At 70.6% G+C, this 11,992-nt stretch carries 10 protein-coding genes; 6 read left to right on the plus strand and 4 right to left on the minus strand.

Features of this window, described 5'->3' with window-relative positions; translation table 11 throughout:
• Positions 1–13 precede the first annotated feature (13 nt).
• Positions 14–1,468 carry an aldehyde dehydrogenase family protein gene (locus ABZ796_RS06390; RefSeq protein WP_357335490.1) on the minus strand — a complete coding sequence of 485 codons (1,455 nt, stop codon included), beginning with the start codon at positions 1,466–1,468 and terminating at the stop codon, positions 14–16.
• 170 nt (positions 1,469–1,638) lie between these two features.
• Between ABZ796_RS06390 and ABZ796_RS06395 the strand changes: the two genes are divergently transcribed.
• From ABZ796_RS06395 to ABZ796_RS06405, 3 genes are all read left to right on the plus strand, one after another.
• Positions 1,639–2,568: an AraC family transcriptional regulator gene (locus ABZ796_RS06395; protein WP_357335492.1), complete on the plus strand. Its 930-nt coding sequence runs from the start codon at positions 1,639–1,641 to the stop codon at positions 2,566–2,568.
• Between the two features lie 23 nt (positions 2,569–2,591).
• Positions 2,592–4,241 carry a DNA repair helicase XPB gene (locus ABZ796_RS06400; protein ID WP_357335493.1) on the plus strand — a complete coding sequence of 550 codons (1,650 nt, stop codon included), beginning with the start codon at positions 2,592–2,594 and terminating at the stop codon, positions 4,239–4,241.
• 110 nt (positions 4,242–4,351) lie between these two features.
• Positions 4,352–9,007 carry a family 78 glycoside hydrolase catalytic domain gene (locus ABZ796_RS06405; RefSeq protein ID WP_357335495.1) on the plus strand — a complete coding sequence of 1,552 codons (4,656 nt, stop codon included), beginning with the start codon at positions 4,352–4,354 and terminating at the stop codon, positions 9,005–9,007.
• A gap of 3 nt (positions 9,008–9,010) precedes the next feature.
• Here the strand turns inward: ABZ796_RS06405 and ABZ796_RS06410 are convergent, their stop codons facing one another.
• From ABZ796_RS06410 to ABZ796_RS06420, 3 genes are read right to left on the minus strand one after another with little or no spacing between them, the layout of a single operon-like run.
• On the minus strand, positions 9,011–9,268 hold the full coding sequence (locus ABZ796_RS06410; protein WP_355224344.1) for a hypothetical protein: 258 nt from the start codon (positions 9,266–9,268) through the stop codon (positions 9,011–9,013).
• Between the two features lie 42 nt (positions 9,269–9,310).
• Positions 9,311–9,964 carry a hypothetical protein gene (locus ABZ796_RS06415; RefSeq protein ID WP_357335497.1) on the minus strand — a complete coding sequence of 218 codons (654 nt, stop codon included), beginning with the start codon at positions 9,962–9,964 and terminating at the stop codon, positions 9,311–9,313.
• The gene (locus ABZ796_RS06420) at positions 9,954–10,415 is read right to left on the minus strand and encodes a pyridoxamine 5'-phosphate oxidase family protein (protein WP_357335499.1); all 462 of its coding nucleotides are present in this window, start codon (positions 10,413–10,415) and stop codon (positions 9,954–9,956) included. Before ABZ796_RS06420 ends, ABZ796_RS06415 begins: the two co-directional genes overlap by 11 nt.
• A 72-nt stretch (positions 10,416–10,487) precedes the next feature.
• Here ABZ796_RS06420 and ABZ796_RS06425 point away from each other — a divergent pair, with 72 nt between their 5' ends.
• Genes ABZ796_RS06425 through ABZ796_RS06435 form a run of 3 tightly spaced genes read left to right on the plus strand, consistent with a single transcriptional unit; the run spans position 10,488 to position 11,740 of the window.
• Positions 10,488–10,784 (plus strand): DUF1905 domain-containing protein, encoded by a 297-nt coding sequence (locus ABZ796_RS06425; RefSeq protein WP_357335500.1) that lies wholly within the window; start codon positions 10,488–10,490, stop codon positions 10,782–10,784.
• A 54-nt stretch (positions 10,785–10,838) separates the two neighbouring features.
• Positions 10,839–11,543 carry a phosphotransferase gene (locus tag ABZ796_RS06430; RefSeq protein ID WP_357335502.1) on the plus strand — a complete coding sequence of 235 codons (705 nt, stop codon included), beginning with the start codon at positions 10,839–10,841 and terminating at the stop codon, positions 11,541–11,543.
• Between the two features lie 17 nt (positions 11,544–11,560).
• Positions 11,561–11,740, plus strand: coding sequence for a hypothetical protein (locus ABZ796_RS06435; protein WP_357335504.1), 180 nt, complete (start codon positions 11,561–11,563; stop codon positions 11,738–11,740).
• Positions 11,741–11,992 lie beyond the last annotated feature (252 nt).

Raw genomic sequence — 11,992 nt, forward strand, 5'->3', positions numbered from 1 at the left:
GACCCGAGAGGGTTCAGAAGGGGTACGCCTGGATCTGCGACTGCACCGTGACCCACTGGGTCTCGGTGAAGGCGTCGATGTTGGCCTCGTGGCCACCGAACCGGGCGCCGGTGCCGGAGTCGCCGACGCCACCGAATGGCGCCTGGGCCTCGTCGTCGACGGTCTGGTCGTTGACGTGCACGATCCCGCTGGGGATCCTGTCGGCGAGCTCGTAGCCCGCGAACGGATCCGTGGTGAGGACGCCGACCGAGAGGCCGTAGTCGCTGTGGCGGACCAGCTCGATCGCCTCGTCGAGGGTCTCGAACCGGGTCACTGGTGCGACCGGCCCGAAGATCTCGTGGGCGAACGCGGGATGCTCCGGCGTCACCGCGGACAGCACCGTCGGCTGGTAGAAGAGGCCCTCGTACGTCCCGCCCGTCTCCAGTCTCGCGCCGGCCTCGATCGACCCGGTGACCAGGGCGTGCACCTTGTCCCGCTGACCCGCGTCGATGACCGGACCCAGAGGTACGCCGGTCGTGGGGTCGCCCACGGGGATGGCCGCGGCCTTGGCGGCCAGGGTCGCGACGTACTCGTCGTAGATGTCGGCGTGGACCAGGTGGCGGCCCGTGGTCATGCAGATCTGGCCCTGGTGGAGGAAGGAGCCCCAGGCGCCGGCCGAGGCCGCGGCGGTGACATCGACGCCGGGCAGCACGATCAAGGCGTTGTTGCCGCCGAGCTCGAGGTGGGCCCGCTTGAGCAGGCGCCCGGCGCGCTCCCCGATGACCCGGCCGGCCCCGGTCGAGCCGGTGAAGGAGATGACCGGCACCTCTGGATGATCGACCAGCGCCGAACCGGCCGCGACCCGTCCCGGGACGACGGCGAGCAGCCCGGCCGGGAGCCCGGCCTCCTCCAGGAGCGCGGCGAGGAACAGCCCGCCGCCGACGCTGGTGCGCGGGTCGGGCTTGAGGACCACGGAGTTGCCCAGCGCGAGCGCCGGGAAGACCGAGCGGGCGGCCAGGATCGCCGGGAAGTTGAACGGCGAGATGACGCCGACGACTCCGACCGGGCGACGCCGGGCGACGCTCAGCCGCGGGTGGGACGACTGGAGCAGCTGCCCGTAGGGCATCAGCGCGGTCGCGGCGGCCTGGTGGAGCTCGGCGGCGACCAGCCCGGCCTCGAAAGCGGCCTTGCCCTGGCCGGAGCCTGCCTCGCGGACGAGCCAGTCGACGAGCAGGTCCTGATGGTCGGCCAGGATCGCGGCGGCCCGGCGCATCACCTCGGCGCGCGCCTCGGCCGGCCGGACGGCCCACTCCCGCTGCGCCTCGACGCCCAGGCTCACGGCCTGGTCGATGTCGGCGGCCTCTCCGGAGGCCACCGAGGCAATCACCTCGCCGGTCGCCGGCGCGGACACCTCCAGCGTCCCGCTCAGCCTCACCCAGCCCCCGACGTACGCCCTGCCGGTCCACTGGTCCTGGTCGAAGAACCCCATCACACTCCCTCGTCTACATCCGGCGACAGCAGCCTCTGGTGGCTGGCGCCGCACCGACGCTACGGTGGGTCGCCGCCGCCTGAACCGACGATTTGTGCACGGTGCCGGGCGGGGCCGGGCGTGACCGGCATCACGTTCCTTAGGCTCATTTCAGACGGGAGGAGGACGAGATGAGCGCGGTGGTCGAGGTCGACAGCGCCGACGCCTGGCAGTCGGTCGTGAGCAACTGCTTCGTGCCTCTGGCCTGCAACGACGTCGAGCCCGGGTTCACCGGCCGGATGGAGCACACCCAGCTCGACGACGGCATCGCGGTCGCGCTCGCGACGTCCTCGGGCCACAGCTCGACCCGCACCGCCCGGCTCGCCCGCGGCGCCGGCGGGGACGACCTGCACCTGTCGCTGCAGCGCTCCAGCACCGGCACGGTCTCCTCCGGGTCCCGGACCGTCGCAGTGCAGCCCGGGTCGGTGTCCGTCTACCGGGTCGACGCCCCCTATCTCGTGGACTACTCCGCGCCGCGCCAGCAGCAGCTCCTGGTCCAGGTCTCGCGATCCTCGATGCGGCTGCCGAGCGGGATGCTCGGCGAGGCCGCGGACCGGGTCGCACTCCCCCGGGTCCAGGAGGCGCCGGCGGCACGTGCCCTCTTCTCCTACGCGGCCGCGCTCCCCGAGGCGGAGAGCTCGGCCGAGGTGGCGACCGTCGTCCGGGACCTGGCCGCGGTGATGATCCACTCCGCGTTCACCAGCGCACCGGTCACCCCGCATACCACCGCCGGGCTGCACCACACCGTGCGCCAGCACCTGCGCGACCATGCCGCGGACCGCGCGCTGACCATGGATGAGGTCGCCCGCCGCCACGGTGTCTCCCGGCGACGGCTCTACCAGGTCTTCGAGGAGTCGGGCAGCTCACCGGCGGCCTATCTCCGCTCCGTGCGCCTCGCTGTCGCCGCCGAGATGCTCGGCTCCGAGCATCAGCCTCCGGGCGGGATCGGCGCCGTCGCGTACTCCTGCGGGTTCAACGACCCGCTCACCTTCACCCGCGCCTTCCGCCGGGCCTACGGGGTCACGCCGCGGGAGTGGCGTGCCGGAGACCGCGCGGCCTGAGCGTCGGACCGTAGGCTGGTCCGGTGAACGACGGCCCCCTGATCGTCCAGTCGGACAAGACGCTGCTGCTCGAGGTCGACCATGCTCGGGCAGGTGAGTGCCGCAAGGCGATCGCGCCGTTCGCCGAGCTGGAGCGGTCACCGGAGCACATCCACACCTATCGGCTGACGCCGCTGGGCCTGTGGAACGCACGCGCGGCCGGGCACGACGCCGAGCAGGTGGTGGACACGCTGCTGGAGTTCTCCCGCTATCCCGTTCCGCACGCGCTCCTGGTCGACGTCGCCGAGACGATGGCCCGCTATGGCCGCCTCCGCCTCGAGAAGAACCCGGTCAACGGGCTGGTGCTGGTCTCCTCCGACCGGGCGGTCCTGGAGGAGGTCATCCGGGCGAAGAAGGTCGCCGGGATGCTCGGCGGGCGGCTCGACGAGGACACCGTCGTCGTCCACCCCTCCGAGCGCGGCAACCTCAAGCAGACGCTGCTCAAGCTCGGCTGGCCGGCCGAGGACTACGCGGGCTACGTCGACGGCGAGGCGCACCCGATCGAGCTGGACACCACCGACTGGACGCTGCGCCCCTACCAGTCAGAGGCTGCGGAGTCGTTCTGGCACGGCGGCTCCGGGGTCGTCGTGCTCCCCTGCGGCGCCGGCAAGACGCTGGTCGGCGCCGCTGCGATGGCGCACGCTCAGGCGACCACCCTGATCCTCGTCACCAACACCGTCTCCGCGAGGCAGTGGAAGGACGAGCTCGTACGCCGCACCTCACTGACCGCGGACGAGATCGGCGAATACTCGGGGTCGGTCAAGGAGATCCGGCCGGTCACGATCGCCACCTACCAGGTGCTGACCATGCGCCGGAAGGGCGCCTACCCCCACCTGGAGCTGCTCGACGCCCGCGACTGGGGCCTGGTCGTCTACGACGAGGTGCACCTCCTGCCCGCCCCGATCTTCCGGATGACCGCTGACCTGCAGGCCCGCCGCCGGCTCGGCCTGACCGCCACGCTGGTGCGGGAGGACGGCCGCGAGGGCGACGTGTTCTCCCTGATCGGACCCAAGCGCTACGACGCTCCCTGGAAGGACATCGAGGCGCAGGGCTGGATCGCCCCGGCGGACTGCGTCGAGGTGCGGGTGACCCTGCCCGCCGACGAGCGGCTCGTCTACGCCACCGCCGAGCCCGACGAGCGCTACCGGATCGCGTCGTGCACGCACCACAAGATCGACGTGGTCAAGGACATCGTCGCCTCCCACGCCGGCAAGCCGACGCTCGTGATCGGGCAGTATCTCGAGCAGCTCGACGAGATCGCCGCCTCGCTCGACGCCCCGGTGATCGAGGGCAAGACGTCGGTCAAGGAGCGACAGCGGCTCTTCGACGCCTTCCGCGCCGGCGAGATCGACCTGCTGGTCGTCTCCAAGGTCGCCAACTTCTCCGTCGACCTGCCCTCGGCCGAGGTCGCGATCCAGGTCTCCGGGGCGTACGGCTCCCGGCAGGAGGAGGCTCAGCGGCTCGGCCGGCTGCTGCGGCCCGGCGACGGCAACAAGACCGCACACTTCTACACGATCGTCTCCCGCGACACCGTCGACGCCGACTTCGCCCAGAACCGCCAGCGTTTCCTGGCCGAGCAGGGCTATGCCTACCGGATCGTCGACGCCGACTCCCTCGACGACCTCACGTCCTGACCCTGGGTCGAAGCGATGGCGTGGCCGGATGCGGCCAAGTCGGTGCACACAGAATGTGACGCACGCCATACTTGGTGAAGCGTTTCAATTCCTCGATCTCAGGAGTCCGCGTGCGCCGACACATCGCCGGGCTGGTCACGGCCACCCTCGCCGTCATCCTCTCCCCTGCACTGCCCCCACTCGCCGCCAGCGCCGTCCCATCGACCGAAGACGTGGCGACGGGCTCCGTCCCCGTCGTCGGCGAGCTGCGTACGAATGCGCTGGTCGATCCGCTCGGCATCGCGACGACCGCCCCCACCCTGGGGTGGCAGCTCGACTCCGACCGCCGCGGGGTGACCCAGAAGGCGTACCAGATCCGGGTCGCGTCCTCCGCGCGACGGCTCACCTCGCCCGACGTGTGGGACAGCCGCAAGGTGAAGTCCGGGCAGTCGGTCGACATCCGGTACGCCGGGCGTGCACTGAAGCCTCGCACGGACTACGTGTGGTCGGTGCGGGTCTGGGACGACGAGGGCGTCGCGTCCGCGTGGAGCGATCCGGCGACGTTCTCGACCGGCCTCGGCGAGCAGGCGTGGACCGCGGACTGGATCGGCGCGGAGACTCCTGAGCTGGGCGCGGAGTGGACCGACTACACGATCGAGTTCACCGCGTCCGACATCGGCGGAGCCCTCGGCGTCTACTTCCGCGGTGAGGACACCGAGAACGCCTACATGTGGCAGTTCAGCGAGTCCGACGACGCGCTTCGCCCGCACGTCAAGCGCAACGGCGGTTACTCGGTGCTCGCCGCGAAGCCGGTGCCGAGCGGCTTCGACTTCGCCGCCGAGCACGACTACGCGATCACCGTCGCAGGCGACACGATCACGACCACGATCGACGGCCAGCAGCTCGACCGGCGCACCGACGCCACCTTCGCCGGGCCCGGGGTCATGGGGTTCCGCACCAGCGGTGCCGAGCACGGACTGGTCCACGACGTGACCGTGACCAGCGCCGGTGGCACCGCCCTCGTGGACACCGACTTCCCGACCGGCGACCGCACCTTCACCGCCGGCACCGTCACCGCCGACGGGCTCCGGGTCGACAACGCCGGCGGCGAGGCGTGGCTGCGCGGCGACGACGCGGTGCCGCTGCTGCGCAAGGAGGTGAACCTCGGATCGAAGAAGGTCTCCCGCGCCCGTGTCTACGCCTCGGCGCGCGGCGTCTACGAGCTGCGCCTCAACGGCAAGCGGGTCGGCGACGCCGAGCTGGCGCCCGGCTGGACGGCGTACGACAAGCGCATCGACTACCAGACCTACGACGTGACCGACCTGGTCCGCTCGGGATCGAACGTGTTCGGGGCCGAGGTCGCGCCCGGCTGGTACTCCGGCAAGGTCGCGATGTTCGGCACCGACGTCTACGGCACCGCCAACTCCGTGATCGCCGAGCTCGTCGTCGACTACTCCGACGGAACCAGCGAGGTCGTACGCACCGACGACAGCTGGCGCACCACCGGCGGGCCGACCCGCGAGGCCGACCTCCTCGACGGTGAGTGGTACGACGCCGCTCGCGCGGCCGAGGTCGACGGCTGGGACGAGGCCGGCTACGACGACCGGGACTGGGCCGCCGTCGCCGTCCGCGACGAGCCGACCGACGTGCTCGAGCCCCAGACAGCCGTCGACGTACGCGTCACCGAGGAGCTCGAGACCGCGAAGCGGATCGACTCCCCCACCGACGGCGTCTACCTCTACGACCTCGGCCAGAACATGGTCGGCCACGTCCGCCTCACCGTGCGGGGCGAGAATGGCCAGACGGTCACGATCCGCCACGGCGAGGTGCTCAACCCGGACGGCACCCTCTACACCGCCAACCTCCGCAGCGCGAAGGCCACCGACACCTACACCATCGGATCGGACGAGCCGGAGACGTACGAGCCGTCCTTCACCTTCCACGGCTTCCGCTACGTCGAGATCTCCGGACTGGAGGAGGCGCCCGACGCCTCCGACATCGTCGGCGTCGTGGTGGGCACCGACGGCGACCTGGCCAGCACACTGGACACCAGCTCGGACCTGGTCGACCAGCTGCAGAGCAACATCGTGTGGGGCATGCGCGGCAACTTCCTCTCCATCCCGACCGACACCCCGGCCCGTGACGAGCGGATGGGTTGGACCGGCGACATCAACGTGTTCGCCCGGACGGCGGTCTACAACATGGACTCGGAGTCGTTCCTGACCAAGTGGCTGCAGGACCTGCGCGACACCCAGCGGCCCAACGGATCGCTGCCCGGCGTCGCCCCGGTCGTCCCCGGCCGCTTCGACGGCGGCTACGAGTCGGCCGGCTGGATGGACGCGGGCGTGCATGTGCCGTGGACGCTGTGGCAGGCCTACGGCGACACCGGCGTCATCACGGAGAACTACGACATGATGAAGCGCTACGTCGATTTCCTCGATGCCGACTCGACCGGGCACATCCGCTCCGCCGGCGGCTATCTGGACTGGCTCAACCTCGACGACCCGACGCCCGCGGACGTCCTGGACACCGCCTTCGTCGCGAAGAGCACCCGGGAGTTCGCGCAGATGGCGAAGGCCATCGGCAAGGACGCCGACGCCGCGGCGTACCAGTCCCGCTTCGAGGCGATCCGGGCGGCGTACCAGCAGGCGTTCATCGCCGCGGACGGCTCCGTCAAGGGCGACAGCCAGACCGCGTACATCCTCACCCTGACCAACGACCTCGAGCCCGAGGACCGTCGCGACGCAGTCTATGACCAGTTCGTGCAGACGCTCGAGCGGCGCGACTACCACCTCTCGACCGGGTTCCTGGGTGTCGACGGGCTGCTGCCCGCGCTGACCGAGGCCGGGCGCACCGACATCGCCTACCGGCTGCTGCAGCACGAGGACTACCCGTCGTGGGGCTACGAGATCGGCAAGGGCGCCACCACGATCTGGGAGCGCTGGAACTCGATCAACCCCGACGGCACGTTCAACGACGTGGGCATGAACTCCTTCAACCACTACGCCTACGGCGCCGTCGGCGAGTGGATGTATCGCACCATGGCCGGTGTCTCGGCCGCCGAGCCCGGCTATCGCAAGGTGCGGATCGCGCCCGAGCCCGGCGCGGGTGTCGACCACGTCGACTACAGCCTGCAGACCCTGTACGGCACGGTGAAGAGCACCTGGGCGACCGACGACGGGCCGATGACCCTCGACGTGACCATCCCGGCGAACACGACCGCCGAGGTCCGGATCCCGGCGGCCAACCGCTGGGCGGTCACCGAGGGTGGCTCACCGATCGAGGACTCGGACGACGTCGAGTTCGTCCGTGAGGACGAGGACGTGGTCGTTCTCGAGGTCGGATCCGGCGGCTACGCCTTCGCGGTCGCTCCCGTGCTCGGCGACCTCGGCGCCGCTCGGGCGGGGGCTGCCGCGACGGCTGCACAGGTCTCCGCCCTGAACCTCGACGGCCCCGCGGGCCGCGCCGCCGAGCGCGACCTCACGAAACGGACCGCGCTGCTGCGCGGCGAGATCGGCGGAGCCTGGGACCTCGCCGCTCGTGACGTCGAGGAGGAGCGGGTCGCGGAGAAGGTCCACCGTGCCCTCGCCGCGGCTGCGAACCTGGACCGCGCCGTCCAGATGTACGCCGAGAACGGCATGCTCACCGAAGTGACCACGGCAGGTCTGCGCGACCGGCTGACGGCGATCAAGAAGAGCCTCTCGCGGGCTTCGGCCCGGCTGGTCGGCGCTGTCGCCGTGCTGCAGGTCCCCGGCGAGGAGGTCCTCCCCGGCGATGTCGTCGAGGTGTCGGTGCGGGTCGACAACTCCGGCAGGCAGTCGCTGAAGGAGGTGACCTCGTCGCTCGACGTGCCGGACGGCTGGACCACCGAGCCGGTCGGTGCGCCCGCTGACACCGTGCCCGCCGGTGGCCAGGTCGAGCACGCCTACGAGGTCACGGTGCCGGAGGGTGCCGCCGTGGGTTCCGCCGAGCTGAGCGGGGAGCTGTCCTACAGCCGCGCGGGTGGCACCGCCGGGCTTCCCGTGGGAAGCACCCTGATCGTCGGGCCCGGCGTGCAGATCACCACGACGTCGAGCGCCCCGGCGTCGGTCGACGGCGGAGGGACCGCGACGATCACCGCCACGCTGCACAACCGCAGCGACGTCACTCAGCGCGGCGAGCTGTCGCTGACCGGCCCCGCCGGCTGGTCGGCAGAGCCGGTGGGCTACGAGATCCCGGCCGGGCAGGACGCCGACGTCGACGTCGCGGTCGTCGTGCCGCAGACAGTCGTCGGCGGCCCGGTGTCCCTGACGGTCGCGACCGGAGCGACCCCGGCAGAGCAGGCGGCGGCGACCGTGACCGTCGGACTCGCGACACCACCGTCGGAGTCGACCGATCATGTCGACCTCGGTGAGGCGACCTCGGAGACGGCGCACGGGCTGACCGCCTCCGAGCGGTCGGGGACCAATCAGGAGGCCGGGCTGACCCGCCGCTACACGCACTCCTCCTACCCCGGCGGCTGGTTCGAGTTCGACGCCGCCGTGCCGGCGGATGGATCGTTCGTGGTCCGCATCGTGGAGACCTTCGACGGCGCGCGACGCAAGACCTACGACATCGAGCTCGACGGTCAGGTCGCGCACAGCGTCGACCTGACTCGCACCGGCAGCGGGCAGGGCACGATGACCCACCAGCTCCTGGTGGAGCCCTCGGCGCAGACCGCGGACGGCACGGTGCGGCTCCGGTTCCGGGACACCGGCGCCGACTACGACCCGTCGGTCGCCGACGTGTGGGTGGTGCCGGTGGGGTGAGCATCACCCGAGCGCAACGACGCGCAGCTGGTGAGGTGGCGGACAGTTCTGCACCCATTGATCGCGGCACTCGCGGCACAACAGATAGGTGTGAGTGCAGCGGTCATCGGGACAGAGCACGGTCACGGCGTACGCCGCCACCTCGCCACAAGGCTCCGCGTCGCTGTCCGGGCTGCCGCAGCTGCACTCACAGGCAGGCCGCTCGCCGAGTTCCTCCTCGAGCCGCTCGATCTCCTCGTCGATGGTCGTGCTGATGGTCATGACATCTCCTCCGTCTGGATCGGATGTCGTCCTCACCACCACCTAAACAGAGACCACCGACAGTTCTGCCTCGTGGATCGTGGTCTCGAACCCGTGATCGGGCCGCGAGCCGCCGACCGGGCTCAGCTGCACGACGATCCCGGTCGCCACATCCAGCGCGATGTCGTACGCCTCGGGGTAGACCGTGCCCGCCGGCGGCTCCCACCCCGGGGCACCGTCGCCGTACTCGAACCAGTCGGTGACCCGGGACCACAGCAGCGGACAGCATCCGCACCGCGGCTCGTACCCGTCCTCGGGCACGGCCCTCGCCCACCAGGTCTCCCGCCCTGCTCGCGGCTCCGAACGCAGGTCGCTCAGCGCCACGTCGACCGAGAGCTCCTCGGGATCCAGCATCGAGACGAACAGGTAGTTGTTCCACATCGGGTCACCGATGTCGTGGGTGTAGGCCCGCGGCCGGGTCTCCACGAGTCCGTCGGCGCGCAGGACCGGTTCCGGATCGACCGTCGCAGCATCACCCCTGATCACGCGATCCCCGTCGGCACCGCGCACACGGAGCCAGCCCGGTCTGCGCAACCAGCATTCGACGTCGCCGTCGTCCCGCGTCCGCCAGGTGAGGTGCAGAGCGGAGAAGCGCCACGGCGACGACCGGGCCAGCGCCCGGAAGGTGTCCGCGGTCAGCGGGATCTCAGCTTCCATCGGACCCGTCCTCGTCCAGCCAGCGGCCGTTCCGCATCAGGTGGCGGCCCTCGAGCTCGTTCTCCTCGCGCCAGGCCTGGACCTTGGCCGGCCGGATCCGGATCAGGCTGTCGGCCCAGCTGCTCGGGTCCCCGCCCTGCTTGGCCGCGTAGATCTCGAGCACCTCCTTGGGCGTACGCTCCATCGGCTCGACCTCGGCACAGCCGTCGACGATCACGACGTCGCGCAGCTCACCGAGCGCCAGGCGGACGACCGGGGAGGCGGACAGGTTGCGCTGGGTCCGCGCACCGCCCATGCTCGCGATCCAGATCTCGCCCGCCCACCACACGAACGAGATCGGCACCAGCCACGGCTGGTCGTCGTGTGCGGACGCGATCCACAGGTCGACGTCGTTCTCCAGACGGGCACGGGTGTCGGCGAGTCTCTGGACGAGGGAGCGAGGGGCAGCCATGGCCCGCACCCTAGTTGCCGACCGAGCCCGCGACGTACTGCTTTCCGGGGTGGTTCGGGAGAGGATGGCGGGATGGAGACCTGGGAGTTCGAGGCCGATCTGTGGCCGTGGAAGGACGAGACCGACGCCTGGATCTTCGTGACCGCGCCACCCGAGGTCACCGAGGAGATCCGCGAGGCGTCGATCGCGACCGGCCCGCCCCGCGGCTTCGGGTCGGTGAAGGTCGAGGCGCGGATCGGCACGACCACCTGGAGGACATCGGTCTTTCCAGGTCAGGAAGGCTATGCGCTGCCGATCAAGAAGGACGTACGCCGCCGGGAGGACCTCCAGGTCGGCGACCGGGCGCTCGTCTCGATCACCCTCGTCTGACCCCCGCGAAAATTCCGCGCGTGGCCGGGGCTCGGCGTGGTTGGCTGAGCCACGATGAACGCCGCGATGCACGACGACGAGCTGATGATCGACGAGGACCTGGTTCGGTCCCTGCTGAGGCGCGACGTCGCGGCGTACGCAGACCTTCCCCTCCGCCCACTGGACTCGACCGGGTCCACCAACAGGCTCTTCCGGTTAGGCCAGGAATGGCTCGTACGTCTCCCCCGCCGGCCGCGCGGGTCAGCCGCGATCACGCAGGAAGCACGGCGGCTTCCCGACCTCGCAGCCCACCTCTCGGTGGCGACGCCCGAGGTGCTTGCGGTCGGTGAGCCGGGCTTCGGCTATCCCGAGCGCTGGAGCGTGGTGCGCTGGCTCGACGGCGAGAAGCCGCGACCCGGGGCCGGGGACGTGACCCCCGCCGACCTGGTCGAGGTGGTGACCGGGCTCCGCCGGACCGAGGTGCCCCCGGAGGCGCTCGGCGATCCCGAGCTGCGGTGGTACCGCGGCAGCTCGATCGCCGGCTTCGACGCCGACTTCCAGTCCTGGCTGCAGCAGTGCCGCGAGCTCACCGACCTCGATCTGGACCTGGACGCGGTCGCACACGTGTGGAAGGAGGCGATGGCGCTGCCCGTGGTCGAGCCCGAGCCGCGCTGGCTCCACGGTGACCTGCTCGCCGAGAACCTCCTCTCCCGCGACGGTCGTCTCACCGCCGTACTCGACTTCGGCGCCTCTCCGTCGGCGACCCGACCGTCGACCTGATCTGCGCCTGGGAGCTCTTGGACAGCCGCGGGCGCGAGGAGTTCAGAGGCGCTCTCGGCCTCGACGACGACACCTGGCTCCGTGCTCGTGCGTGGGCGCTGTTCATCGCGGTGATGACCTTCCCCTACTACTGGACGACGATGCCCGTACGCTGCGCCGATCGGGTTGTGATGGCGCGGGCGGTGCTGGGGGGCTGAGATTGGGCCGGTTCGCTGGCCGCCTTTCGGGTGGGGTGGCTCTATGTGTGTCTGTTGGTCTCGTGTCTGGGTTCCAGCGCGGGTGGGGCCAATACCGTGCCTGGTTGGGAGATTTACAACAATTGGGTGTCTGGGTTGGGTGCCATTTACCTGTCTTTGATTCGCCCTGGGTTTCGTTCCGACATCTTTGACAGGATTGGGAACGATGCCGAAGAAGTACTCCTCCGAGATGCGTGAGCGGGCGTTGCGGAT

The organism is Nocardioides sp. NPDC047086 (assembly GCF_040643685.1).
In the GTDB taxonomy this organism is placed as follows: Bacteria; Actinomycetota; Actinomycetes; order Propionibacteriales; family Nocardioidaceae; genus Nocardioides.

Excerpts from the sequence above, each read along its gene's own strand:
- ABZ796_RS06420 (WP_357335499.1), bottom strand. The coding sequence starts at position 10,415 with ATGGCTGCCCCTCGCTCCCTCGTCCAGAGACTCGCCGACACCCGTGCC.
- ABZ796_RS06410 (WP_355224344.1), bottom strand. The coding sequence starts at position 9,268 with ATGACCATCAGCACGACCATCGACGAGGAGATCGAGCGGCTCGAGGAG.
- ABZ796_RS06430 (WP_357335502.1), top strand. The coding sequence starts at position 10,839 with ATGAACGCCGCGATGCACGACGACGAGCTGATGATCGACGAGGACCTG.
- ABZ796_RS06415 (WP_357335497.1), bottom strand. The coding sequence starts at position 9,964 with ATGGAAGCTGAGATCCCGCTGACCGCGGACACCTTCCGGGCGCTGGCC.
- ABZ796_RS06395 (WP_357335492.1), top strand. The coding sequence starts at position 1,639 with ATGAGCGCGGTGGTCGAGGTCGACAGCGCCGACGCCTGGCAGTCGGTC.
- ABZ796_RS06425 (WP_357335500.1), top strand. The coding sequence starts at position 10,488 with ATGGAGACCTGGGAGTTCGAGGCCGATCTGTGGCCGTGGAAGGACGAG.
- ABZ796_RS06390 (WP_357335490.1), bottom strand. The coding sequence starts at position 1,468 with ATGGGGTTCTTCGACCAGGACCAGTGGACCGGCAGGGCGTACGTCGGG.